At 63.9% G+C, this 23,876-nt stretch carries 23 protein-coding genes and 1 riboswitch; of the genes, 14 read left to right on the top strand and 9 right to left on the bottom strand.

Annotation, left to right across the window (positions count from 1 at the left end):
• Positions 1-369, bottom strand: coding sequence for a glyoxalase (locus CH286_RS08710; RefSeq protein ID WP_032401633.1), 369 nt, complete (start codon positions 367-369; stop codon positions 1-3).
• Between the two features lie 60 nt (positions 370-429).
• On the opposite strand from CH286_RS08710, the gene CH286_RS08705 reads away from it, so the two are divergent.
• The gene (locus CH286_RS08705) at positions 430-900 is read left to right on the top strand and encodes a nuclear transport factor 2 family protein (RefSeq protein WP_176458185.1); all 471 of its coding nucleotides are present in this window, start codon (positions 430-432) and stop codon (positions 898-900) included.
• Between the two features lie 119 nt (positions 901-1,019).
• Here the strand turns inward: CH286_RS08705 and CH286_RS08700 are convergent, their stop codons facing one another.
• The 4 genes from CH286_RS08700 to CH286_RS08685 all read right to left on the bottom strand — a co-directional run bounded on the left by CH286_RS08700 (position 1,020) and on the right by CH286_RS08685 (position 5,200).
• Positions 1,020-1,778: an ABC transporter ATP-binding protein gene (locus tag CH286_RS08700; protein ID WP_032378793.1), complete on the bottom strand. Its 759-nt coding sequence runs from the start codon at positions 1,776-1,778 to the stop codon at positions 1,020-1,022.
• Positions 1,775-2,800 (bottom strand): FecCD family ABC transporter permease, encoded by a 1,026-nt coding sequence (locus CH286_RS08695; RefSeq protein WP_032401635.1) that lies wholly within the window; start codon positions 2,798-2,800, stop codon positions 1,775-1,777. The genes CH286_RS08700 and CH286_RS08695 overlap by 4 nt, the downstream gene beginning before the upstream one ends.
• Positions 2,797-3,825: an ABC transporter substrate-binding protein gene (locus CH286_RS08690; RefSeq protein WP_032401636.1), complete on the bottom strand. Its 1,029-nt coding sequence runs from the start codon at positions 3,823-3,825 to the stop codon at positions 2,797-2,799. Before CH286_RS08690 ends, CH286_RS08695 begins: the two co-directional genes overlap by 4 nt.
• A gap of 5 nt (positions 3,826-3,830) precedes the next feature.
• Positions 3,831-3,956, bottom strand: a riboswitch (cobalamin riboswitch).
• Between the two features lie 44 nt (positions 3,957-4,000).
• On the bottom strand, positions 4,001-5,200 hold the full coding sequence (locus tag CH286_RS08685) for an MFS transporter (protein WP_032401637.1): 1,200 nt from the start codon (positions 5,198-5,200) through the stop codon (positions 4,001-4,003).
• Positions 5,201-5,247: 47 nt separating this feature from the next.
• Here CH286_RS08685 and CH286_RS08680 point away from each other — a divergent pair, with 47 nt between their 5' ends.
• The 4 genes from CH286_RS08680 (at position 5,248) to CH286_RS08665 (ending at position 8,883) form a co-directional block, all read left to right on the top strand.
• Positions 5,248-6,297 (top strand): LacI family DNA-binding transcriptional regulator, encoded by a 1,050-nt coding sequence (locus tag CH286_RS08680; protein ID WP_032401638.1) that lies wholly within the window; start codon positions 5,248-5,250, stop codon positions 6,295-6,297.
• A gap of 106 nt (positions 6,298-6,403) precedes the next feature.
• On the top strand, positions 6,404-7,753 hold the full coding sequence (locus tag CH286_RS08675) for a putative bifunctional diguanylate cyclase/phosphodiesterase (RefSeq protein ID WP_052077385.1): 1,350 nt from the start codon (positions 6,404-6,406) through the stop codon (positions 7,751-7,753).
• A 15-nt stretch (positions 7,754-7,768) separates the two neighbouring features.
• Positions 7,769-8,188 carry a TIGR03668 family PPOX class F420-dependent oxidoreductase gene (locus tag CH286_RS08670; protein ID WP_032401639.1) on the top strand — a complete coding sequence of 140 codons (420 nt, stop codon included), beginning with the start codon at positions 7,769-7,771 and terminating at the stop codon, positions 8,186-8,188.
• Positions 8,189-8,328: 140 nt separating this feature from the next.
• Positions 8,329-8,883, top strand: coding sequence for a GNAT family N-acetyltransferase (locus tag CH286_RS08665; protein ID WP_094608948.1), 555 nt, complete (start codon positions 8,329-8,331; stop codon positions 8,881-8,883).
• Here the strand turns inward: CH286_RS08665 and CH286_RS08660 are convergent.
• Entirely contained in the window at positions 8,865-9,848 is a 984-nt protein-coding gene (locus CH286_RS08660; RefSeq protein ID WP_094608947.1) for a hypothetical protein, read from the bottom strand. The genes CH286_RS08665 and CH286_RS08660 overlap by 19 nt on opposite strands.
• 303 nt (positions 9,849-10,151) lie before the next feature.
• On the opposite strand from CH286_RS08660, the gene lysX reads away from it, so the two are divergent.
• The 5 genes from lysX (at position 10,152) to CH286_RS08635 (ending at position 16,673) form a co-directional block, all read left to right on the top strand.
• Positions 10,152-13,463 carry a bifunctional lysylphosphatidylglycerol synthetase/lysine--tRNA ligase LysX gene (gene lysX / locus CH286_RS08655; RefSeq protein ID WP_094608946.1) on the top strand — a complete coding sequence of 1,104 codons (3,312 nt, stop codon included), beginning with the start codon at positions 10,152-10,154 and terminating at the stop codon, positions 13,461-13,463.
• 108 nt (positions 13,464-13,571) lie between these two features.
• The gene (locus CH286_RS08650; RefSeq protein WP_176457398.1) at positions 13,572-14,468 is read left to right on the top strand and encodes an alpha/beta fold hydrolase; all 897 of its coding nucleotides are present in this window, start codon (positions 13,572-13,574) and stop codon (positions 14,466-14,468) included.
• Positions 14,469-14,568: 100 nt separating this feature from the next.
• Positions 14,569-15,573, top strand: coding sequence for a beta-ketoacyl-ACP synthase III (locus CH286_RS08645; protein ID WP_032401643.1), 1,005 nt, complete (start codon positions 14,569-14,571; stop codon positions 15,571-15,573).
• Between the two features lie 171 nt (positions 15,574-15,744).
• Entirely contained in the window at positions 15,745-16,146 is a 402-nt protein-coding gene (locus CH286_RS08640; protein WP_032401644.1) for a PPOX class F420-dependent oxidoreductase, read from the top strand.
• 50 nt (positions 16,147-16,196) lie between these two features.
• On the top strand, positions 16,197-16,673 hold the full coding sequence (locus CH286_RS08635; RefSeq protein ID WP_094608945.1) for a DUF4190 domain-containing protein: 477 nt from the start codon (positions 16,197-16,199) through the stop codon (positions 16,671-16,673).
• Here the strand turns inward: CH286_RS08635 and CH286_RS08630 are convergent.
• Positions 16,659-17,888 (bottom strand): MFS transporter, encoded by a 1,230-nt coding sequence (locus CH286_RS08630; protein WP_094608944.1) that lies wholly within the window; start codon positions 17,886-17,888, stop codon positions 16,659-16,661. The two genes, CH286_RS08635 and CH286_RS08630, sit on opposite strands and share 15 nt — an antisense overlap.
• A gap of 82 nt (positions 17,889-17,970) precedes the next feature.
• Here CH286_RS08630 and CH286_RS08625 point away from each other — a divergent pair, with 82 nt between their 5' ends.
• From CH286_RS08625 to CH286_RS08615, 3 genes are all read left to right on the top strand, one after another.
• Positions 17,971-18,882, top strand: a complete 912-nt coding sequence (locus tag CH286_RS08625) for a LysR family transcriptional regulator (protein ID WP_094608943.1) — start codon at positions 17,971-17,973, stop codon at positions 18,880-18,882.
• A 4-nt stretch (positions 18,883-18,886) separates the two neighbouring features.
• Positions 18,887-19,501: a histidine phosphatase family protein gene (locus CH286_RS08620; protein ID WP_094608942.1), complete on the top strand. Its 615-nt coding sequence runs from the start codon at positions 18,887-18,889 to the stop codon at positions 19,499-19,501.
• A gap of 87 nt (positions 19,502-19,588) precedes the next feature.
• The gene (locus tag CH286_RS08615) at positions 19,589-21,097 is read left to right on the top strand and encodes a phage infection protein (RefSeq protein ID WP_094608941.1); all 1,509 of its coding nucleotides are present in this window, start codon (positions 19,589-19,591) and stop codon (positions 21,095-21,097) included.
• Here CH286_RS08615 and CH286_RS08610 read toward each other — a convergent pair.
• Complete coding sequence (locus tag CH286_RS08610) at positions 21,032-21,328, bottom strand: putative quinol monooxygenase (protein ID WP_032378781.1); 297 nt, start codon at positions 21,326-21,328, stop codon at positions 21,032-21,034. The two genes, CH286_RS08615 and CH286_RS08610, sit on opposite strands and share 66 nt — an antisense overlap.
• 98 nt (positions 21,329-21,426) lie before the next feature.
• Here CH286_RS08610 and CH286_RS08605 point away from each other — a divergent pair, with 98 nt between their 5' ends.
• Positions 21,427-22,953, top strand: a complete 1,527-nt coding sequence (locus CH286_RS08605) for an MFS transporter (protein WP_032378780.1) — start codon at positions 21,427-21,429, stop codon at positions 22,951-22,953.
• Here the strand turns inward: CH286_RS08605 and CH286_RS08600 are convergent.
• Positions 22,932-23,834, bottom strand: a complete 903-nt coding sequence (locus CH286_RS08600; protein ID WP_032378779.1) for a cutinase family protein — start codon at positions 23,832-23,834, stop codon at positions 22,932-22,934. The genes CH286_RS08605 and CH286_RS08600 overlap by 22 nt on opposite strands.
• Positions 23,835-23,876 lie beyond the last annotated feature (42 nt).

Raw genomic sequence — 23,876 nt, 5'->3', positions numbered from 1 at the left:
CTATTGTGCTGCTACGAATTCGATGCGATTGCCTACCCCGTCGCTGGTATGGAACCGTCTTCGCCCCTGGATCTCGTCCGAGTCGGCCCAGTCCACCGGATAGCCGGCAGACAACAACGCCGTAGCAGTCGCATCGACATCGACGACGAAGGCCGGATGAGCCTTCCGTGCCGGCCGGAAGTCGTCCTCGATGCCGACATGGACCTCACCGTCCGGACCGCCCACCCCAGGCACACGAAACCAACAGCCCCCGCGAACAGCCAACAGCGGCGGCTTCGCGATCTCCTGCCAGCCCAGAGCGCCCACGTAGAACTCACGCTCGCGGTCCTCGCCGCCCGCCGGACATGCGACCTGCACATGGTGAATCATCGAACGAACGTACCGCCATCTCGATTGACACGTCGGTGAACGGTAGGCAAACGTATGGGTATGCAACTGAGATTTCTGGCCGGCGTCTCTACGGCCTTTGCAGTCAAGCTCCTGGTGATGCGAGCGCTGACACTCAAGCTGCAGCGAGACATCGCGGCACTCAACAACGGCGACTACCGACCCCTGCTGTCGTCGTTCCACCGGGATGCGGTACTCAAATTCGCCGACGGTGACAGCCGCTGGTCTGGTACCCACCGCGGCCGCCCGGCCATCGAAAAATTCTTCCAGGACTTCGTCGCCGCCGGCATCAAGGGGCAGATCACCGAAATCTACAGCGGCGGGGCACCCTGGCGAATGACCCTGCTCGTGCGCTTCGACGACCACGCCCACACAGCCGAAGGTGCCGAGCTCTACAGCAACCGCACGGTGCTACTGGTCCGTACGAGCTGGGGGAAAATCGTCTCGCAGGAAGACTTCTTCGAGGACACCACACGCATAGACGCATTCGAAAAGAAACTCCGCCAACTCTGAAATCGCCCGCCGATTCCTCCGGTGCACCATTTCCGCCTGCACTCGATGTGACATTTGGTGGCCCTTTCGGGGGTCCATGGCACATCGAGTGGACTCATGGGGCCCGGTAGCGGGAGGAATCAGGGACGTCGATAGGTCACCTGTGGATAGTTGTCGGCATTCGTGACGCTGGCGTGCACGTTGTATACCGTGCGGACCAGGTGCTCGGTGATCACGTTTTCCGGGGTTCCCGACGCCACGATGGTGCCGTTGTTCAGGACGACGATGCGGTCGCAGAACATCGCGGCGAGGTTGAGGTCGTGCAGGGCGATGTAACTGCTCAGAGGTAGGCCGGCGACGAGGGTGAGGATGTCGAGTTGATGTTGGATGTCGAGGTGATTGGTCGGCTCGTCGAGCAGTAGTTCGGTGGGCTGTTGAGCCAGGGCGCGCGCGATCTGGACGCGTTGGCGCTCGCCGCCGGAGAGTGTGTGCCAGCGCCGGGTGGCTTTCGACGCCATGGCGGTGTCGGTCAATGCTCGGGCTATTGCGATGTCGTCGTCCGCCGCGTCTCCGCCGAGGATTCCGTGGTGCGGTATTCGCCCGAGACGCACGACATCGCGGACGCTGATGTCGACGTCGGTGTCGGAGTGTTGGTCGACCATCGCCACGCGCCGGGCGACGCGCCGTCGACGCAACGTACGAAGGCTGTCTCCGTCGAGCAGCACGTCGCCACTGTCGGGGGCGACGATGCCCGCAAGGATTCGTAGCAGGGACGACTTGCCCGATCCGTTGGGGCCGATCAGACCGATGGTCTCCCCTGGCTCCGGCTCGAAGCTGATTCCGTCGAGAATGGGGTGTCCGCTGCGTGTCCAGCGAATATCTCTGGCGTGCAGTGTCATCGGGATCTCCTGAGCCGGAACAGAATGAGGGCGAAGGCTGGCACTCCGATCAGTGCAGTGACCACTCCCACGGGAATTTCCTGGGGTGCGAACACTGTTCGGGCAATGGTGTCGACCCAGACCATGAAGATGGCGCCGATGACCACCGTCGTCGGCAGCAGTCGGCGGTGCCGCGCCCCGACGAGAAAGCGGGCGGCATGCGGCAGGACCAGCCCCACGAAGCCGATTGCCCCTGCCGCGCTGACGAGCGCAGCGGTGATCAATGCAGTGATGATCAGCAACAGGATTCGCACCCATTTCACCGGAACGCCGAGAGATGCGGCCGCGTCGTGCCCGAACGTGAAGGCGTCGAGGGCAGAGGTGTTGAACAGGCACACCGTCATTCCCAACAGCGTGACCGCACCGCACAGTGCCACGTCCGTCCAGTCGGCACCGCTCAGGGAGCCGAGTAGCCAGAACAGCACCCCACGGGTTTGCTCGGCATCGGCCGAGGAGATGACGATGAACGACGTCAGGGCCGAGAACAGTTGCGTACCAGCCACTCCCGCCAGTACGACCCGGTCGTTCCCGCCGCCCGCTCCGACGGCGAGCAGCATCACCAGGACGAAGGACAGCAGCGCACCCGCGAACGCTCCGGTCGACAGCGACAGTGCGCCGCCGCCGACTCCGAGCACAGCTACGACGACGGCGCCGGTGGATGCTCCCGACGAAATTCCCAAGACGAACGGGTCGGCCAGGGGATTGCGCAGCAGCGACTGCATGATTGCGCCGCACAGCGCCAGCCCGGCACCACACACGGCGGCGAGCAACGTCCTGGGCAGCCGCAGCTCCCAGACGATACCGTCCTCGATGCGACTGACCTCTGCCGTCCCGATCCCGATGTGCCCCAGTATCACTCGATACACATCGGATACCGACACCGACGCCGGGCCGATCGTCACGGCCACCCCGATCGACAGCACCAACACCGCACAACCACCGAGCAGAAGCGGGATCAACAACCCGCGATCGGTTCGGATCATCGGGTGTTCAGTCCCCAATTCTCCAGAGCAGCAGCCACTTTCTCGACTCCGTCGACAGTACGAATCGACGGGTTGAGATCGGCACCGTTGACGACGATGTAGCGCTTGTTCTCGACGGCCGTCAGGCGGCTCGTGACGGCATTCGACTCGAGGAACTCGATCTTGCTGTCGAGGGCATCTCCGGCAATGCTGCGGCGGCTCAGATCCGTGAGGACGAGCGCGGTCGGATTTCGGTCGAGAACACTCTCCCAATTGACCTGGGGCCATTCGTCGGTGGTGTCGGCGTAGATGTTCTCGGCGCCGACAGAATTGGTGATGATGCCCGACGACCCGCAGCACCCCGCCATGTAGGGGGTATCGGTGTCGGCGAACCAGTAGGCCAACGTCGTACCCGAGGCGTCGACCGCACCGGAAGCCTTCGCGAAGCGGTCCTGCAGCTCGCTGACAAAGCGCTCACCGCGGTCGCGCACGTCGAAGATCGCCGCCAGGTCTCGGATCTCCTGATAGACGGTCTCGATCTCGAGCGGCTGAGTGCGAGCACCGTCGGAATTGACGCTCTCGTCGGTCTTTCCGTTGCAGTCGGTCGGTGAGAGGTAGTTCGGTACACCGAGTTGATCGAACTGGCTTCGGTCGGCCACACCCCCCGGACCGAGGGTCCCGCCGAACGACGCCGACACGAAATCGGGCTCGGTGTCCAGCACGACCTCGAGTGACGGCTTGTTGTCCGCCAGCCTCGGAACCTTGGCGTTGTCCGGTTCGAGATCGGACCGAACCGGGTCCGTCCACGTGGCAGTGCCCACCATGCGGTCGGCGAGTCCCAGGGAGAGGAGGATTTCCGTCGAGCTCTGATTCAGCGACACTGCGCGTTGCGGCGGTGTGTCGACGACGACCTCGCGGCCGCAATTCTCGATGGTCAGCGGATAACTGCCGGTCGGGTCGGTGGACGCTTCGGGCGTCGGTGCCGTCGAACAGGCAGAAACGAGGAGGATGGAGACAGCGCCGAATGCGGCGAGAGTGGTGCGCATCGAAGGGCTTCCTGCTTGGGGCTCGTGTCGCGGAGCCGCGGGTGGGGTTGAATCACGACGTCCGAGCATTCGGACTTCGAGCTCTCACCCGTCACCGTTGCGCGCCAGCTCCGGAATTGCACCGGATTCCCTCGTTCGTCGCGTGCTGACCCTATCGTGCGGGGTACCGCAACGGTCAGCGTGCCGCAGCTCTCACCGGCTCCTGTGCGTGGGTTCGCGGGAAAGTGTTGCGCGCCAGTAGAACCACCGCGAGGGCACCAGCAACCAGAACCGTTGCAGCAGCGGTGACGGCCACGATGCCACTGGCATCGACGACGACACCGCCCACCAGGGCGCCTGTGGCGATCGCCAGTTGGAACGCGACCACGTAGATCGCCGACGCCTTGTCCGCGTCGCCCGGTGCCGCCCGCACAACCGCAGATTGAATGCACACCGGGAGCGTGGTGAATGCCAGCCCCCACAACGCGATGGCCACGACGGCGAACACGGCGAAGCTCCCCGGTGCTCCACTGAGCGTGCACCACAGAATCGCCACCGCGACGGCAACTGCACCGAGGGCCGCGATGGTGGAGTGACGGGGCCAACGGTCGTACGTTCTGCCGATCACCCAGATCCCGACCACTCCGAACAGGCCGTACAGCATCAACATCAGCGTCAGTGTGGTTCCGGCCGAACCGATTGCCCGATCGACGATCAGAGCGAAATAGGTGTACGCGGCGAAATGACCGAGGACGGCCAGAAACGTCACACCACACAGAATCGCCAGGGTGCCGTCGAGAACCCGCGGTGTCGTTTTCTTGTCCGAAACAGTTCGGCTGACCGGTAGGGGCGGAAGTACGAAATACAGCGCCACCGCGATGGCTGCCGCGACTATTCCGAGAATTGTTGCCGCGGTGCGCCATCCGAGCCATTGACCCAGGGCAGCGGTGAGCGGATTGCCGGCAACCAATGCTAACGACGTGCCCGCGTATACGGTGGCGATTGCCTTGCCCTGCTTGCCGGGCAGCGCCAGTGACGCCGCAACGGGCGCAACGACGGCCCAGAATATGCCGTGCGTTGCGGCACAGAGCATTCGCGATATCACCAACATCGGATAGCCGACGGACACTGCGGAGAGCAGTTGCGAGAGTGCCAGCGCGGCAACGGTGATCACGACGACTCGGCGACGTGGCCACTCGCGCACGAACCTGATCAGCGGCATCGTCATCACAGCGACGCCGTAGGCGTAGAAGGTCAGCAGGAGCCCGACGGCCGCTTCGCTGACACCGAGATCGCCGGATATCTCCGGGAGCAAGCCCACGGGCAGGGTTTCCGCCGTGACGTAGATGAAGGCGGCCGCGGCGAGCACGAGAAGCTTCGGTAGTGGTGACGACATGCTGTGTATCGTTACACAACGTGGCGGTATCGCGCTACAGTTGCCCGGTGAACACTCGGGTGACCATGGCGGACGTCGCCGCGGCGGCAGGCGTCTCCACCATGAGCGTGTCGTATACCTACAACCAACCGAACCGCGTTTCGGAGACCACCAAGGACCGCGTCCACGCAGCAGCGGCGCATCTCGGTTACACCGGTCCCAACCGCGCGGCCCGCTCGTTGCGGAGCGGCAAGCACAACAGCATCGGCGTCGTACTCGGAGAAAAGCTGACCTACGCCTTCGAGGATCCGCAGGCTCGACGCTTCCTGTCGGGTATCGCCGACGCGTGTCTCGACGCCGACACCGCGCTCGTGATGCTTCCGAACCTGCATCGCGACAATGACATCGATCGAATCCGTGACGCCCAGGTCGACGGATACGTGGTGTGGACCACCGAGATCGCCGACCCCCTCCTCGACGTACTCGTCGACACCGGCCGTCCGACGTGCATCCAGGGTGGGCCCGACCATCCGGGTCTGGAGTGGATCACCATCGACGACCGCACAGCGGCCGACGCCGTGGCCACTGTTGCGCTGAAGGACCGACTACACCCGGCGATCGTGGCCCTTCGACCCGATTCCCTACGCACGTCGACCGTGGTGCGCGGCGCGGACCCGTCGGACGTCTCGATGCCGGTGACGCGCGCTCGATTGGACGGTTATCGCGACGCATGCCTGCGCGTGGGTATCGACTGGTCGACGGTGCCGACTCTGTTCACTACCCACAACGCGCGCGCAGAGGGCGATCGCGCTGTGCGACTGTTGCTACAGGAGAACGTGATCGACACCTTGCTCGTGATGAGCGACGAACTCGCTCTCGGAGCTCTCGACGCTGCAGCGGCGTCCGGTGTCGAGATTCCATCACGGCTGGCCGTCACTGGATGGGACGACTCCACCGCTGCAGCGGCTGCGGGGTTGACCACGGTGGCGCAGTCCTTGTTCGACCAGGGACGCTCGGCGGCTCGGTGGGTACTAGGGCTCGACGACTCCGTGGACCCCGCGGCCTGGAGGGTCGAAGAACGAGGCTCGACAGGAGCCGAAACGGGCCACAAACCGTGAACAGCGTGATCTAATAAGTCATAAAAAGGGGATGTCCCCGGTTTATAGCGTTAAAGCAAACTCTCAGCTAGTATCCGTTGTGGCTATCCGGCCATGAGGGGGAACAGTGAGCCGAGAGCACGACGCGCCGCCCCGTCATGTCGCCGCCCGCCACGATGCGCTGACCGGACTTGCGAGCCGTGACGAGATTCTTACCCTCATCACCGCAGAATTCGATTGCCAGAGCTCGGACCGACACTTCAGCGTCCTGCTGGTCGACATCGATGGATTCCGAGAATTCAACGACGCACTCGGGCCCGCCAAAGGTGACGAACTGCTGTGCATGATCGCCGACCGACTCACCGCGTCTCTGCGCCCCGGCGACACCATCGGCCGACTCGCCGGCGACGAATTCGTCGTCATCGCACGCCGATGCCACTCCATCGCCGCCCGGGCAATGGCCGCAGGATTCGCGAGCATCTTCGAACCCGCCTTCGAGCTCGGCAATCGGCAACTGACCCTCACGGCCAGCGTCGGAGTCGCCTCCAGCACCGACACAGACATCAGCGCAACGCAATTGGTTCACAATGCCACCGCAGCGATGCACGCCGCGAAGGCCGTCGGGCGGAACAAGCATCACGTCTTCACCGACGAGTTGCACAACACCAACCGCACCCGACTGGAACTCATCGAACGGCTCCGCGGCGTCGCCATGGTCGAGCGTGAACTGACGATGGCCTATCAGCCCATCGTCGAACTGGCGACGGGAACCGTTGTGGGCGCGGAAGCGCTCATCCGATGGAACCACCCCGAACTCGGCCTGCTGATGCCCGATACCTTCATACCCCTCGCCGAAGACGCCGACCTCATCGTCCCACTGAGCATATGGATCATCACCGAGGTCGCAGGCACGATCGCCGATTGGCAGGCCCGCGACATCCACCTCCAGATCGGGGTGAACGTCAGCCCCGCACACTTCGCCACCGGAACCCTCGCCACGGACGTCATCGACATTGTCGACACCTATCGCATCGAACCCGGACGGCTTGCGCTCGAACTTGCCGAATCGCAGACACTGCACGACCTCGATGCCGTGCACTACCAACTTCGCGACGTTCAACGCCACGGCGTTCTCATCGCCATCGACGATTTCGGCAGCGGGTTCTCCTCCCTCGAGCGACTCGCCACCCTTCCCGTCGACATCCTCAAGATCGACAAATCCCTCACCCAACACCTCGACAGCGACAACCTGCACCGGCGCCGCGCCATGACGACGCTGTGTACCGCCCTCGTCGACGTCACTTCCACCCTCGGCAAAGACACCGTCATCGAGGGAATCGAGACCGCGGAACAACTCCAGATCTGCACCGACATGGGCGTAACGTTCGGCCAAGGACACCTGCTTGGGCGCCCCATGTCCAGTGCGGCACTCGAACAATTCATCGCCCGACACAGCACCCACAGCGAATCCGCATAACCCGAGGAACCGAACGTGAAGATCGACAACGAAGTTCAACGCTTCACCGACGCACCCCGAGCTCAGCTCTCCACCATCAACCCCGACGGCACACCACACCTGGTACCGATCGTCTTCGCCGTCGCGGACACCGGCGACCGCATCGTCACCGCCATCGACTGGAAACCCAAAACCACCCAGAAACTCCAGCGACTCGACAACATCCGCGCCGACTCCGCCGTCAGCCTCATCGTCGACCACTACACCGACGACTGGTCCCAACTCTGGTGGATCCGCGCCGACGGAAACGCCCACATCGCCGAATCCTCCAGCACCGACGGCACAGCGGCCATAGACGCCCTGGTCGCGAAATACAGTCAATACAAAAACAACAGACCTGAGGGCCCGGTGATCATCATCGAAAAACTGTCCTGGCGATCCTGGTCCGCTTCCTGACACGCGATCGGCCCATCCACTCAATGTGACATCCGGTGGCCTTTTCGACCGTCGATGACACATCGAGTGGACATGACAGCGGGCGAACGTCCAACAAAAATCGTTCGCCGACATGCGGCACGGTCGTCAGACTGATCACTATGGCCGTCGCACCTCCCGATTGGATCGAGACCGAACGCCTCGTGATTCGTCGTGAGTCGGCGCACGATTCCGTCGCCGTTGCCGATGCGATCGCTCGCAATCACACGCGGCTACTTCCGTGGATGGGGTGGGTGACGGATGAATCTGCCCAGGTCGCTACGCAGGTTGCTCGTATCGCAGACGCGCGTGAGCAATGGGACGCCGGCGAGATGTTCGACTACGGGATCTTCGACCTGGTCGACGGGTCCTTCATGGGCAAGATCGGTATGCATCGCAGAATCGGCCCGCACGGTATCGAATTGGGGTACTGGCTCGACGCCGAGGCCGAAGGACGTGGAGTGATGACGGAGGCGACAGCGGCGCTCGTGCGGCAGGCACTCGAACTCGACGGCATCACACGGGTCGAAATCCATTGCGATGCAGCAAATTCGAGGAGCCGGGCCGTACCCGAGAGGCTCGGCTTCGCCCTGGACCGCATCGAGCATCGATCGATTGCGGCGGCGTCCGAAACCGGCCGACACATGGTGTGGGTGTATCAGCCGGATCGTCGGTAGGTCCGGTCCGGTGTCGGGCGCGCCCTGACGTCGGGACGCTCCCGTGCTTTGGCCTGCTCGTAACGTGACCGCAGGTCCGACAGCACCCGTTCCGGATCGTCGCGTATGTCGCTCGGAAGGTGTGTCACCACGATGAGGCCGGCGTTCTGCGCTCGCTCGCGTCTCTCCACAGTCGCTCTGTGGGCCACTGGCGACAGGTGGTACTCGAGCGAGTCGATCTCCCAGTCCAATGCAACGTCATCGAGCCAATTGTCAGCGATCAGGAGGAACTTTCCCTGCGCGTCGTACACAGCCACGTTGTGTTGCATCGCCGGAAGTCCGCTGCGTCGATACAGCTTCTGGGCTTGGGCTTCGGCCACAGAATGTGCGCCCGCAGCCAATTCCCGCAACACTCGCCGAGGCATCGCAGTCCCTCGGGTGCTGCCGGCGTCGAGTTCCTTCATGATCGCGTCCACGGTGGCTGCTCCCCGCTGAACGACGCTCGCAATCAGACCCATGCACTGTTCGGTATTCCTCATCCGCCGTACCGCATCGCACAGGCACCGAACAACCGGTGCGACGCGCAGCCCCGACTTGATCTCCGGGGTCGGCATCCGCCACGTACGCTCCACCGCTGCGAAACCCACGGACTTACGATGCTGCGACTCGGGAATGAGTGCAAACGTTTCTTCGAACGACCCGGCCGACCCCAATCCATGCAACGCCAACCCCGCCCGACCGCTGATCACGGCATCGCGGCCGCAGTAGATCGACACCGCAGTCGCTCGTTCCATCGGCGTCAACGACCGGTTCTTCAAGAACACCAGTCCGGGCAGCGCCCGAGACCAGATGCCGTCGGGCAGGGTGCGTCGAACAATTGTCTTCGACGCCACCCCGAGCTCCAGCAGATGCGCCGTCCGCACCAATCCACGGTCCGACGCAGCCGCGATCACCTTCGCATCGATCTTTGCGCCGCCCCGCTTCATACCCCTGATGGTGCTCTGCCCGCACGGGCGCAATCTCACAAAACGACAGTGAACGTGCTGGGCTGTGGATAACTCACACCCTGTGGACAAACGCCTGACCCTCCGATGCCGCACCGGGCGATGGTGATCCCACAATCGGCGTCCAGTCGGGAGTCAGGGGCCACTCGATGTGACATTGACCGTCGAAAAGGCCACCGTCGGTCACATTGAGTGGCGAGCGGGGTGGGAATCCGTCGCCTGACTCGGGGCTGACGGGGATACCGTCTACCTTGCATAGGTGCATTCTGACTTCGGGAGTGAGATATGACGGCGACAGCAGTTCCCTCGGAGCGGTCCGGATCCTCGGTTCCCCGGTCGTTTTCGCCACCCGAGCGCGGTCGTTTGCGCGAGGTTCCGCACATCGCGGGGCTGGTGCTCGGGGTGTTCGCGGCGGCGTTGTTTCTGTGGAGTCTGTCGCCGACTCTTCGCTATCTCGTTCATGCCCCTCGCGAATACGTCGACAGGTACTACTTCGATGCGCCGGATACGAGTTTGTCCTGGGCGCTCGTTGTCGGGCTGCTGGCGGCGGCGTTGGCGAGTCGCAAGCGAATTGCGTGGTGGTTGCTGACCATCTATGTGGTGTTGTTGGCGATCACCAATGTCGTCGAAGGTATCCAGGACAAGGATGTCAATTCATGGATCGCGCTGGCGGTCCACGTCGTAGCGGCTGGGTTGCTGATCGCGGCGCGCAAGGAGTTCTACACCCGTGTCCGTCGCGGTGCGGTGTGGAAGGCGCTCGGCGTACTCGTTCTCGGGGCAACCGTCGGGACCATCATCGGGTGGGCGTTGGTGGCGCTGTTCCCTGGATCGCTGCCGGAAAGTCAGACATTTCTGTGGGCCTTCAACCGGGTCACGGCGTTGGCGACCGTGGACAACGAGCAGTTCGACGGCAGGCCCAACGGCTTCGTCAACACGGCGTTGGGATTGTTCGGCGCATTGGCGCTGTTGGGGGCCGTGGTCACGCTGTTCCGATCGCAGCGGTCCAGCAACGCGCTCACCGGTCGCGACGAATCGGCGCTGCGTGGCCTGCTCGACAAATGGGGTGCCGACGATTCCCTCGGCTACTTCGCGACGCGCCGCGACAAGGGCGTCATCTTCGCCACCAGCGGCAAGGCGGCGGTGACGTATCGCGTCGAGGTGGGAGTGTGTCTGGCGAGCGGTGACCCGATCGGCAACCCCGAGGCCTGGCCGCATGCCATTTCGGAATGGCTCGACCTGGCCGAGAAGTACGGCTGGACCCCAGCTGTCATGGGGGCCAGCGAGATCGGAGCTACCGCCTACAAGCGCGCCGGGCTCAGCGTCCTCGAACTCGGCGACGAAGCAATCCTGAAGACCAAGGACTTCAACCTCAATGGACGCGAGATGCGCCCCGTGCGTCAGGCGGTCAACCGGGCTCGCAAGGCGGGTGTCGTGGTCACGGTGCGTCGTCATCGCGATATCTCCTCGCAGGAGATGACAGAGATCATTTCCTGCGCGGATGCGTGGCGCGATACCGAGACCGAGCGCGGATTTTCGATGGCGTTGGGCCGGTTGGGTGATCCGCTCGACGGCGATTGTCTTCTGGTGCAGGCGGTTCAGGGCGAGAAGGTGGTGGGTGTTCTCTCCCTGGTGCCGTGGGGTCGAACCGGCGCGTCGTTGGATCTGATGCGCCGCGATCCAGCGTCACCGAACGGAGTGATCGAACTGATGGTGACCGAATTGGCCACCGGTGCAGATCATTTCGGTGTCAGCAAGATTTCGCTGAACTTCGCGGTGTTCCGCGCTGCATTCGAGGAGGGCAGCCGAATCGGTGCCGGTCCGGTGCTGCGGATCTGGCGCAGCATGCTGGTCTTCTTCTCTCGGTGGTGGCAGCTCGAGGCGCTGTATCGATCGAACGTGAAGTATCTACCGGAGTGGGAGCCGCGCTACCTGTGCTTCGCCGACAATCGAGTGTTGCCCAAGGTCGGCATCGCGTCGGCCATCGCCGAGGGCTTCCTCACGCTCCCGACGTTCCGGCGTGCATCGAAGCACACCGGGTCTCATGTCGCGGTGCCCGCCGCTCTGGCCGACGCCGAGGACATCCATCCCGACGGCAGCGGACCGAACACTCTCGCAGACGAACCCGTGCCCGGCCGCAAACGTCCGGACCAGGTGCGCGTCCGCATGTCGAAACTCGAACGCCTCCGGAACGAGGGTATCGAGGGATATCCCGTCGCTTATCCCCCGACCCACACGGTCGGCGACGCGGCGGCATCGCCTCAGGGAACAACGGTCCGGATCGCGGGCCGAATACTGCGTATCCGCGACTACGGCAGCGTGTCCTTCGCCGTCATCCGGGACTGGTCGTCCGATATCCAGGTGCTGTTCGATCGCGAACGCGTCGGCGACAGAATCGAAGAATTCGATGCCGACTTCGACCTGGGTGACCTCATCGAGGTCAGCGGAACCATCGGGTACAGCAGGCGTGGTGAGCTGTCGCTGCTGGCCACCGAGTGGCGGATGAACGCCAAATGCCTACATCCCTTGCCCGACAAGTACCGCGGTCTGACCGACCCGGAGGCGCGGGTGCGGCAACGCTACGTCGATCTGGCGATCAATCGCGATGCTCGCTCCCTACTCATCGCACGGTCCAATGTTGTGAAATCCCTGCGTGATTCGTTGGGAGAGCGCGGCTACATGGAAGTCGAGACCCCGATCCTGCAGCAGGTGCACGGCGGTGCGAACGCGGCACCGTTCGTCACTCATATCAACGCCTACAACCTGGATCTGTATCTGCGGATCGCCCCGGAGCTGTATCTCAAGCGCCTGTGCGTGGGCGGTATGGAGAAGGTGTTCGAGATCGGCCGGGTGTTCCGCAACGAGGGCGCAGATTTCAAGCACAATCCCGAGTTCACGATCCTCGAAGCCTACGAGGCGCACAGTGACTACGAACGCGCAATGGTGTTGTGCCGCGAGCTGATTCAGCGTGCAGCCGTTGCGGCGCACGGTCGCGAGATCATCCTGCGTCCCGACGGCCCGAACGGGGAGATGATCGAGATCGACATCTCCGGCGAGTGGCCCGTCAAGACACTGCACGGTGCCGTCGCCGAGAAGCTGGGGGTACCCGTCGAACCGGCAACTCCACTGGAGGAGCTGCAGCGACTGTGCGACGAGAACGACATCCCGTACGAGAAGTCCTGGGACGCAGGGGCGCTCGCTCAGGGTATGTACGAGCATCTCGTCGAGGACTACACGGAGTTCCCCACGTTCTACAAGGACTTTCCGACGTCGATGTCACCGTTGACCAGACCGCATCGGAGCATTCCGGGCGTGGCAGAGAAGTGGGATCTCGTCGCGTGGGGTGTGGAACTGGGTACCGCCTACAGCGAACTGACCGACCCCGTCGATCAACGGCAGCGCCTCACCGAGCAGTCACTGCTGGCGGCCGGTGGCGACGAGGAGGCGATGAGCTTGGACGAGGATTTTCTGCAGGCGCTCGAACACGGAATGCCGCCGACCGGCGGTCTCGGAATGGGTGTCGACCGGGTGGTCATGTTGATCACCGGAGGCAGCATCCGTGAAACGTTGGCTTTCCCGCTGGCCAAGCCACGTCAGTGACGCCTGTGTTGACAGTTCCGACTGGACTGAACGACGTAAAACAGGGAATATGGTTGTAAACAGTGGCGAAAACCGGAAACGCGTCACCGCTATCGCCCTGGAGAGAACATGGACCGTGGAGACAGAATCGAGCCCAGTGCGTTGTTTCCCGTGAAACATCCACCGGGACGGTTCGTCGAGGTAGACGGCCAGCGCCTCCACGTACTCGTGCGCGGCTCCGGCCCCACGGTCGTCCTGTGCGGCGGACTCGGCAGCAACTGGTTCGACTGGCAGGACACCGTCGACATTCTGGGCCACAAGCACCACGTCGTGGTGATCGACCGTCCCGGCTTCGGACTCAGTGATCCGCTTCCCGCCGGTGTCACCCCCACCGTGCGGGGTGAAGCCGAACGCATCCTCGGAGTTCTCGACGCGCTCGGCGTCACCGAACCGGCGGTGGTTGCCGGCCATTCGATCGCAGGCTTCTATGCCGAGGCTGTCGCCCGGCTGTACCCGTCGCGCATCCGCGGGGTTCTGCTTCTCGACTCCAGCGCCGAATCCGACCCTCGACGCATTATCCCGGCGGCCGTACGCATCGAGGCCGCACGCAGGATCGCAGCGGTGCTCAGTGGAACCGGCCTGCAGAAACTGGTCGGCCCCCGCGTTCGACGCGTCCTCAATCAAGCAACCCCACCCGACGGCATACCGCAGGAAACGTTCGACTGGGTGGACGACATCTACCGCCGGCCCACCTATCTGGCTGCCGCCCTGACCGAGGACGTCGTGTATCCAGATCTCGCTGTCGAACTGAATCGCATTCGTAAGAAGTTCCGACTCGACGTGCCCGTCATCGTGGCAGCCGCACATACCGGACGACCGTCCCCGTGGGGCAAGAGATGGATACGAACGCAGCGCAAACTCGCTGCCTACCTGCAAGCCGATTTCACGGTGCTGATCCCCGCACATCACCACGCCATGATCGACAAACCTGCCGAGGTCGCAGCCATCATCGCCGAACTGGTGTGAACCTCTCGAGGCGGCGCACGTAACGTGTGTCACCGAGCCCGTAGCCCAAGACCCGAGCCGAAGCTCGGCGATGGCGCGGTAGCACGAGAGGAAATTCAAGATGGGTGCGATCAGCACAACGCAGGGCCGGCAGTCGAAACTTCTCGGTCTGGGCGTTCACCGACCCGAACGGATAGTCACGAACGACGAGATCTGCGAGTTCATCGACTCCAGTGACGAGTGGATTCAGACGCGATCGGGCATCAAGAACCGCCGATTCGCCGAACCCGAAGAAAACGTCGTCCAGATGTCGATCTCGGCCGGGCGCAAGGCCCTCGAGGCAAGTGGAATCACGGCCGACCAGGTCGACACCGTCATCGTCGCCACGTCGACTCATCTCGAGCTGACCCCTCAGGCCGCCGCAAAGGTGGCACACGGCCTCGGCACCAAGGGACCGGCCGCCTTCGACATCTGCGCTGGCTGTGCAGGATTCTGCTACTCCCTGGCCGTCGCATCCGACCTGGTCAAGGCCGGAACATCGAAGTACGTGTTGGTCATCGGCGCGGAGCAGCTCAGCGTCACCACCGACCCCTACGACCGCACCACGCGTTTCATCTTCGCCGACGGCGCGGGTGCCGTCGTCGTCGGACAGAGCGACGAAACCGAAATCGGACCGGCCGTGTGGGGATCCGACGGCTCGCAATCCGACGCCATCGTCCAGACCACCGACTGGTACGACTACATCACCAAAGCCGACCTCGAAAGACCCTGGATCCGGATGAACGGAATCTCCGTCTTCCGCTGGGCCGCATTCGAAATGGGCAAAGCTGCGCAGAAGGTACTCGACGTCGCCGGCATCAAAACCGACGAACTGCACGCGTTCATCCCGCACCAGGCCAACAGCCGTATCACCGACCTGCTGGCCAAGAGCCTGAACCTGGACGAAAGCACTCCCGTCGCCAACGACATCGCGGAAACCGGCAACACCTCGGCAGCCTCGATTCCCCTCGCCATGGAAGAACTGCTGCGCACCGGCAAAGCAAAAGCAGGAGATACCGCACTGCTGCTCGCTTTCGGTGCCGGACTCTCCTACGCCGGACAGGTAGTCAAACTCCCCAACCTGTAGTCGACGCCCCCACCTGGACTCGACTCGATTCCCACCGCGCCCGGATCCCCCAGTGCACTCGATGTGACATTCAGTGGCCTTTTTGGCAGTCAATGGCACATCGAGTGGACTTCGGGGGTCGGTGTGGGCGGAAGCAAGACCAGAGCGGGGGTCGAGTCGTAAGGTTGTCGTATGCCGAAGCCCCCGTTGCCCGATGATGCTGTGGAATTGTTGAAGAAGCCGAATCCCGCAGTCATGGCTGTGGTTCGTGCCGATGGAACGCCGATCACCGCACCCACCTGGTATTTGTGGGAGGACGGGAAGATCGTGCTCAATTTCGACGCGTCTCGGAAGCGTCTCGAGCACATCAGGGCCAATCCGAAGGTCTCCATTTCGGTGTTGGACGAGGCCAGTTGGTACACGCATGTGACGGTGCACGGCTCGATCGAGTTGCAGGACGACCCGAATCTGGTGGACATCGATCGCATTTCGACGCATTACACCGGCAATCCGTATCCGGTTCGGGATCAGCCTCGGGTGACCGGATACGTGACCGTCGACGCGTATGTGGGCTGGGGCAAGCTCGGGACGTAGCCAATGCGTGCGCTCTTGCGGCGGCGGTGTCGAAGTGTCAAACTCCCGCAATGGTGAATCCGCAGGGCGAGGGCAGCGATCCGTTCGACGCATCCGACAAGGATCAGCCGTACCCGGGCCAGCAGCAGTACCCGCCGTACCAGAACCCCCAGTACCAAAATCCCGAGTTCCAGAATCCCCCGTACGCCAACACCCAATACCAAAACCCCCAGTATCCCAACCCGCAGTACGGGAATGCACCGTATGCCGGTGGGGGATATCAGACGCCCGCACCCACCAACACGCTGGCGATCGTCTCCCTAGTGTTGGCGATTCTGGGTCTGACGTTTCTGCCGCTGATCGCGTCGGTGTGCGCCGTGGTCTGCGGCCACATTTCGCGTGGTCAGATCAAGCGCACCGGCGAGGGCGGATCCGGGTTCGCTACGGCAGGGCTGGTGGTCGGGTACGTATCGATCGCGCTGTTCGTCATCGTGGTGGGGGCCATCATTCTGTTCGCGGTGGCGGCGTCGACCTCATCGACCTACTGAGACCGGCCGCGCCAGCCGACCGCCCAGGCACGTAGCCCAGATTCCTGCGACGACGGCCAACGCAATGACGAACAGCGCCAACGCGTTCCATCCCAGGGACTGAAAGACCACGCCGCCGAGCCAGCCGACGATGGACGAGCCACCGTAGTAGAAGAGGTTGTACAGCGAGGTCGCCTGAGCGCGGCCGTGCACTGCGCGTTGCCCGGTCCAACCCGACGCGATGGCGTGGGCGGCGAAGAAGCCCATGGTCAGGATCACCAGGCCGATCAGGATCACGGCGAGGTTCGACGCCATCGTCAACGCCACTCCGACGATCATCGTGGCGGTGGCTCCGGCGAGAACTGCTGATCGTCCGTGCTTCGTCGCCAGCTTCCCGCCCACTCGGGAGGAGACGGTACCGCTCAGATACGCCACGAAGATCAGGCTGATCAGCGATTGCGGTAGCCCGAAAGGCACGGCCTCGAGCCGGAATCCGAGGAAGTTGTAGATCGCGACGAACCCGCCCATCAGCAGGAAGCCCTGGCCGTACAGCGCCAGCATTCCCGGTTCGCGTAGGTTCACCCACAGCCGACCCGGCAGGTCACGGATTTCGCTGTGTGCCAGTGTCGTTCGCGGTTTCGGGGCCAGCCACACGAAGAGCGCGGCGGCCAGCGCAGCAATCACCGAGACGGTCAGCGTGCCGATGCGCCAGTTGGTGTATTCCGCAACGGGTCCGGCGACGATGCGGCCCAGCAATCCGCCCAGCGTCGTCCCCGAAACATAGGTGGCGGCGGCCAGTGCGGTGTGACTGCGGTGGACTTCCTCACTGAGGTACGCGATCGCAATCGCCGGAAGTCCTCCCAGCGCAGCACCTTCGAAGAATCGAACGACAAGCAGCACCTCGAGCGAGGGCGACAACGGAACCAGCAGACCCAGCGTCGTCGCAACGAGGATCGAGGCGGTCATCGCCCGCACTCGGCCGACGCGATCGGCGGCCACGGACCAGGGAATCACCGACACTGCCACCCCGACCGTCGCGAGACCGACGGCAAGCGACGACTGAGACGGCGTGATGTCGAGGTTCGCGGCGATCAGCGGCAGAATTCCCTGCACCGAATACAGCTGAGCGAAGGTCGCGACTCCGGCGAACAGCAATGCCAGCACCAACCGTCGGTACTCGCGCGATCCCCTGGGGTGTCCCTCCCATTCGAGGACGTCGGTACGCGTCGTAGTCATACCGATCACGTTAGAAGTGCTCACTACATTCGTCCAATGCATGAGACGTGTCCAATCGATACGGCAGAGCTATGATTCGACCATGCGGCGCGAAACGATCGAGCTGTTGCCCCTACTGCCGACGCTCGTCGCGGTAGCCGACACCGAGCACATCACCGACGCCGCCCACGTTCTCGGCGTTCCACAACCCACCGTCAGCCGTCAGGTCGCTCGCGCGTCGGCGATCCTCGGCGTCGACATCGTGGAACGACGCGGCCGCGGCATCGTGCTCACCAGCGCCGGGCGCGTGTTGATCCCGTACCTGCAGCGAGCGTTGAGCGACCTCGACGCCGGCATCGACGCCATGACCGAGCACGACGCCCGAGCCAGGGGCCGCATCGCCGTGGCGTTCCAGAACACTCTGGGCGAGGACGTCGTACCCGCACTGATCCGTCAGTTCCGCGTCGACCACCCGGCCGTCACGTTCGATCTGGACCAGGGCGCACGCGCGCGCTGCCTGGAGCGGCTCGCCGATGGGGTGTCGGACCTGGCGTTCGTATCTCTCAGCGCCGAGCACACCGACGCCAATTCGTTCCAGCTCTACGACGAGCGGCTGATGCTTGTCGTGCCCTCAGATCACCGCTTTGCGTCGAGAAGAACCGTCGATCTCGCCGACACTGCAGACGAGAACTACATCGCGATGGGCCACGGCTTCGGAATGCGATCGATCTGCGACGAGTTGTGGGCCGACGCCGGCTTCAGCCCGCGCATCGCATTCGAGGGCCAGGACACCCACACTGTGCGCGGACTGGTCGGCGCCGGTCTCGGGATAGCCATCTTGCCGCGAATCCGTGCGCACGGCGGTGAGGGCGGGACCGTCGACATCGGCCTCACCCAACCCGCGGCACGCAGGCGCATCGGCATGGTGTGGAATCCCCGAGCCGACCTTCCGCGCCAGGTGGCCAGTTTTCGGGCGATGGTGCAACGCAGCGGTCGAACACTCGTGATTAGGTGAGTCGATGCAACTGGTTCTGGTGCGGCATGCGCTGCCGCAGCGTTCGGAGACCTCGGCCGATCCTGCTCTCGCCGAGCTCGGCGTCGAACAATCCCAGCGGGTGCCGGATGCCGTGGCCCGGTTCCCGATTTCTCGAGTCGTCGCGAGTTCCCAGCTCCGCGCCGTTCAGACGGCACAGCCGTTGGCCGATCGGCTCGGTCTGACCGTCGAACCCGACGAGCGCTTGACCGAATACGATCGCGATTTCGGCGGCTACGTCCCGATCGAAACGGCCAAGACCGAATTCCGCGAGGCCTTCGATCGCATCAAGGCCGGGCATCTCCCCGAACAGGTCGACGAGCACGCGTTTCGGCAGCGCGTGCTGGCCGGAGTAGCCGACATCGTGTCGGCCGGCAGGCACAACGACACGGTCGCACTCTTCGCCCACGGCGGCGTCATCAACATCCTGCTGCAGGACATTCTGCACACCCCGAAGGTCCTCGGATTTCCGATCGACTACTGCTCGGTGACGCGCATTCTGTTCTCCCGGAGCGGTGCGCGATCGGTGTCCTCGGTGAACGAAACCGAGCACGTATGGGACCTGCTACCTCGCAATCGGCAATCCACAGAGACCTCTTAAAATCCCAGGTCAGCACCACCGAACACGGCGTCTGCGAACACGCGTCGGTCAAGAACGCCGTCTGTGGCAGTTAGCCTCGAACTCATCATGGGTGAATTGCGTATCTTCCGACGTCCTGCCGTTGCTCTCACCGCACTGGCGTTTCCACTGGTGGCAGTCGGTGCTTTCGCACTCGGCACCGGCTACGACCTCGGCGGCGAGTCCGCCACCGAGACGACCACCGTCGCGGCCGAGACCGAGCAGGCACCGGCATCCGAGCAGGCGTCGGCAGATCCCCTGGCTGCGGCGCGGACCAGCCTCAACAGCGCGTCCCTTCCCATCACCTTTCTCTCCAGTGGCATCGGTCAGCTGACTGCCGGCGGAACGCAGCTCAACGACGGCGTCGGGCAGCTCGCCGACGGCATCACCCAGGCTCACGACGGAACCATCCAGCTCGCCGACGGGTTCGGGCAGTACCGCGACGGCATCGGCCAGCTCGGTGACGGCGCATCGCAGATCAGCGGTGGCGTCGACCAGGTGGTCGACCAGCTCGCCGGATTCGGCGCTCTGCAGGCCGACTTCACCGCAAAGCTCGCCGCCACCGCGGACCAGGTCGATCGCTTTCCACACCCGGGATCAGACGCCATCTCCGGTGAAATCCGGGGCGTCATCGACACCCTGAACACGCAAGCCTTCGGTCCCGATACGCTCGCGCAGCTGCAGACCCTCAAGGGTGGCGCTCAGCAGCTCTCGACCGAACTGAACGACCCGAACAGTCAGTTCCTCGGTGCCACCGCGCAGCTCGGCGACGCGACGGTGCAGTTGCGTAACGGACTCGGTCAACTCGACGACGGTGGCCAGCAGCTCAAGGCCGGCACCGATCAGCTCGTGACGTCGGTCAAGCCGGTCGAGGGAATCGTCAACGGCATCGCGACCAACGTGCGCGACGCCTCCGCGGCACTTCCACAGGGAGCCGCAGCCGCCACCGACGGCGCCACCGCCGATCAGAACGTCGCCGCCACGTCGACGAGCACCGGCACCGGTGCCACCCCGTACCTGATCGCCGCCCTGGTGGCCCTCGGAGCTCTCGGCTGCGTCAGCCTCGTGCGGGTCCTGGGCAGGGACACCAAGCCGCGCTGGCTCGCCGTCGGAGCGGCCGTCGCCGCAGTGGGCATCAGCGCCGCATTCGCGTTCGCCTTCGCCACCGACGCCGCCATCGGACCGGTGATCGGAGCAGGCGTATTCCTGATCGTCTCCGCCGCGGCATATCTCGCTGCAGCGGGCGCAATTCAACGCGTACTCGGTGCCGTCGTCGGACAGATCGTCAACGTTGTTGCCCTCGCGGTGCAGGTCGTCGTCTGCGGCTTTGCATACGCATCGACGGCACCGATCTGGGGCGACCTCGCCGCATTCATGCCGATGAGCTACACCGCCGCCGGTGCCCGCATCATCGCGTCGGGCGAGATGAGCGGGACCGGGTGGCTGGCGATCGGTGCCACGGTTGCTCTGCTGGCTGTCTCGGCACTCGTGTACGTCAGCGCGCGGGGTGACTCAGCCGACGGGCCGGAGCGGGTGGATAGCGGGCGGGGCCGCGAGATGGGCACCGAACTCGCTTAGAGCCTGCTGCAGATGTGGAGTCTGCATGTGACCGTCCAGGTCCTCCTGCGACTTCCACAACTCGACGGTGACGAAGGTCCCCGGCTCGACTGCGGACTCGAACAGCTCGTACGAGATGTTGCCCTCTTCCTTCCGGGTTTCGGCCACCAGGGCAGACAAGCCGTCGCGCACCGCGTCGATAGCGTCGGGCTTGGCGATGATCGTCGCGACAACCTGCAGATCGTTGCTCATGAGGTGATGTTTCCTTCTTTCGGCGAGTCCCACTTTCCTCACCGAACGTACTCCCGACACCCCTAAGCTGGGGTGTCCGTACGGAAAGGGAAGTCACAGTGAGCCACAGGACCACCGAGCAGCGCGCCACGAAGAAGGATTGGCTCGGCCTCGCAGTACTGGTGGTACCCATTCTCGTCGTGTCGATGGACATGTCGGTGCTCTATCTGGCTCTGCCGTTCATGACGGCCGATCTCGAACCCACCAGCAATCAGACGCTGTGGATTCTCGACATCTACGGATTTCTCCTCGCCGGCCTGCTCATCACCATGGGTTCTCTCGGTGACCGCATCGGCAGGCGGACCCTCCTGATGATCGGTGCAGTCGTGTTCGGTGCGGCGTCACTCGCCGCAACGTTCTCCACATCTCCCGAGATGCTTCTCGTCGCACGGGCCCTACTGGGAATCGGCGGAGCGACCATCGCGCCGAGCACACTGTCGTTGATACGCAACATGTTTCACGACCCCGCTCAGCGTAAGGAAGCAATCGGACTGTGGACCGCAGGGTTCGCCGGCGGAGCAGCAGTAGGCCCCGTCATCGGAGGTGTTCTGCTGGAACATTTCTGGTGGGGTTCGGTGTTTCTGATCAACATTCCGATCATGGTGGTGCTGTTCGTCGCGGCACCGCTGCTGGTCCCCGAGTTCAAGGATTCGGACCCCGGACGATTCGATCCGATCAGCGTGATACTCGCAATCTCCTCGATGCTCTCGATCGTCTATGCAATCAAACACGGCGCGCAGGAGGGTATCGACGCAGCAACGATCACCACGGCCGTGCTCGGGCTGGCGCTGGGCACGGTATTCGTCATCCGGCAACGAAAGGCAGCGAATCCGCTCATCGACGTGACGCTCTTCGCCGAACGAGCCTTCAGCGCAGCGGTTGTGGTGCAGTTCCTCGTCATCTTCGCCATGACCGGGTTCAGCCTGTTCGCTTCGCAGTACCTGCAACTCGTCGTAGGCCTCGGACCGCTCGAAGCCGGACTGTGGCTGCTGATACCTGCCGTTGCGGCGGCGGCCGGCGCCGTCCTTGCGCCGACACTGAGCAAGGTGATCAGGACCGGCACCATCATCGCCGGTGGCCTGCTGTTCATCGCCTTCGGTTGCGCGGCAATGGTCTTCGTTGCTGCCGACTCGGGCCTACCGTTACTGCTCACCGGGATGGCCCTGTTGACGTTCGGTATCGGAGCGGCGTCGACCCTCAATTCGGATATTGTTCTCACCGCCGCCGCACCCGAGAAAGCCGGTGCTGCATCGGCATTGTCGGAAACCGGAGCCGAATTGGGCGGGGCCGTCGGCATCGCGATCCTCGGCACGATCGGCAGCACCGTCTACCGCCACCGCATGGAAGACGTCATCCCGGTCGGCACGCCCGCCGAGATCGCCGATCCCGCCAGAGAAACCATCGGCGGTGCCATCGCCGTCGCCGACTACCTACCGGAGCCGTTCGGCTCGCAACTGACTGCCGTCGCCAACTCGTCGTTCATCGACGGCTTCAATCTGGCGGCCGGGTGGAGCGCTGGTTTGATGGCCGTCAGTGCGGTGGCTGTCTTCGTGCTACTTCGCCGTCAGACCGCGTCGGAGAGATAGCGCGCCAACCAGCGCGTCGCGGACTGGCCGTTGTCGACGTCGTAGCTCTGGTATTCCTGATGGATTCCCGAGCGGTAGAACGCTTCGATCTCCCGGCTGCGCTGTTCGTTCGCCTGGTCGGTCAGCTGACCCTGCAGAACCGGAAGGCCCCCGGCCGCCGCCAAGTCCGCGATCAACGACTGCGCTTCCTGCGAGTACTGATCGGCTACATCGGGCGCGGGGTTGGAGGAGACAGCGAGGAAGCCGGCCAGACGCGCCACGTAGTCGTCCTTCGGCGTCGAGCAGTACAGATCGCCGACGGCGCAGAACGTCCGCACCACAGGGCTGACGTAACCGAATCCTCCGACGCGAGGTCCACCGACCCCGGTGCCCACCACGGCAGGACCGACCAGAGCGTCGGTGTCGGAGCGCTTGGGATCCGAGATCAGACCCACCGCCACCACCTTGTCGGCAGGCACAACGCCGACCCCGGTGCCGATCGCAGCGGCGAGATCACCGGCCGCGTCGGCTCCCTGGCTGTATCCGATGATGCCGAGTTTTGTTGCCCCACAACGATCTGCCATCGCCTTCAACATTCCGCCGGCATTGGTGACCGCAGCGGCGCGCGACTGCCCGTAGACCTCGCCCTCCCACGGGAACGCGGTGGCGGGATACGAGACGTAGTCGGTGCGAATGTCGTCGCCGAGACGATCGGTGACGTCGGTGAGCATCCCCGGCTTCGGTGCGGCACCCGAGCTGGTCTCCCACGTTCCCGGAATGGCCACGACGTACATGGACGGGCAATCGCCCGGATCAGCGGCGGCGGGCGATGCTCCGACGACCAGACCGGATGCAACCGCTGCAGCGACGCCGACACCGGCGCAGATCTTCTTGACACTCATGGGGAGGGGGCCTCACTGGGTGATCGAACGCTTCGTTGTTCG

The sequence above is a fragment of the Rhodococcus sp. WWJCD1 genome, assembly GCF_002258735.1.
Taxonomy (GTDB): domain Bacteria; phylum Actinomycetota; class Actinomycetes; order Mycobacteriales; family Mycobacteriaceae; genus Rhodococcoides.
The sequence above is the reverse complement of the archived record's forward strand: the minus strand, read 5'-3'. Positions and strand labels throughout refer to the sequence as shown.

Bases quoted from the DNA above. Each gene is read 5' to 3' on its own strand.
- CH286_RS08710 (WP_032401633.1), bottom strand. From the start codon at position 369: ATGATTCACCATGTGCAGGTCGCATGTCCGGCGGGCGGCGAGGACCGC.
- CH286_RS08705 (WP_176458185.1), top strand. From the start codon at position 430: ATGCAACTGAGATTTCTGGCCGGCGTCTCTACGGCCTTTGCAGTCAAG.
- CH286_RS08700 (WP_032378793.1), bottom strand. From the start codon at position 1,778: ATGACACTGCACGCCAGAGATATTCGCTGGACACGCAGCGGACACCCC.
- CH286_RS08695 (WP_032401635.1), bottom strand. From the start codon at position 2,800: ATGATCCGAACCGATCGCGGGTTGTTGATCCCGCTTCTGCTCGGTGGT.
- CH286_RS08690 (WP_032401636.1), bottom strand. From the start codon at position 3,825: ATGCGCACCACTCTCGCCGCATTCGGCGCTGTCTCCATCCTCCTCGTT.
- CH286_RS08685 (WP_032401637.1), bottom strand. From the start codon at position 5,200: ATGTCGTCACCACTACCGAAGCTTCTCGTGCTCGCCGCGGCCGCCTTC.
- CH286_RS08665 (WP_094608948.1), top strand. From the start codon at position 8,329: ATGGCCGTCGCACCTCCCGATTGGATCGAGACCGAACGCCTCGTGATT.
- CH286_RS08660 (WP_094608947.1), bottom strand. From the start codon at position 9,848: ATGAAGCGGGGCGGCGCAAAGATCGATGCGAAGGTGATCGCGGCTGCG.
- lysX (WP_094608946.1), top strand. From the start codon at position 10,152: ATGACGGCGACAGCAGTTCCCTCGGAGCGGTCCGGATCCTCGGTTCCC.
- CH286_RS08650 (WP_176457398.1), top strand. From the start codon at position 13,572: ATGGACCGTGGAGACAGAATCGAGCCCAGTGCGTTGTTTCCCGTGAAA.
- CH286_RS08645 (WP_032401643.1), top strand. From the start codon at position 14,569: ATGGGTGCGATCAGCACAACGCAGGGCCGGCAGTCGAAACTTCTCGGT.
- CH286_RS08640 (WP_032401644.1), top strand. From the start codon at position 15,745: ATGCCGAAGCCCCCGTTGCCCGATGATGCTGTGGAATTGTTGAAGAAG.
- CH286_RS08635 (WP_094608945.1), top strand. From the start codon at position 16,197: ATGGTGAATCCGCAGGGCGAGGGCAGCGATCCGTTCGACGCATCCGAC.
- CH286_RS08630 (WP_094608944.1), bottom strand. From the start codon at position 17,888: ATGACTACGACGCGTACCGACGTCCTCGAATGGGAGGGACACCCCAGG.
- CH286_RS08625 (WP_094608943.1), top strand. From the start codon at position 17,971: ATGCGGCGCGAAACGATCGAGCTGTTGCCCCTACTGCCGACGCTCGTC.
- CH286_RS08620 (WP_094608942.1), top strand. From the start codon at position 18,887: ATGCAACTGGTTCTGGTGCGGCATGCGCTGCCGCAGCGTTCGGAGACC.
- CH286_RS08615 (WP_094608941.1), top strand. From the start codon at position 19,589: ATGGGTGAATTGCGTATCTTCCGACGTCCTGCCGTTGCTCTCACCGCA.
- CH286_RS08610 (WP_032378781.1), bottom strand. From the start codon at position 21,328: ATGAGCAACGATCTGCAGGTTGTCGCGACGATCATCGCCAAGCCCGAC.
- CH286_RS08600 (WP_032378779.1), bottom strand. From the start codon at position 23,834: ATGAGTGTCAAGAAGATCTGCGCCGGTGTCGGCGTCGCTGCAGCGGTT.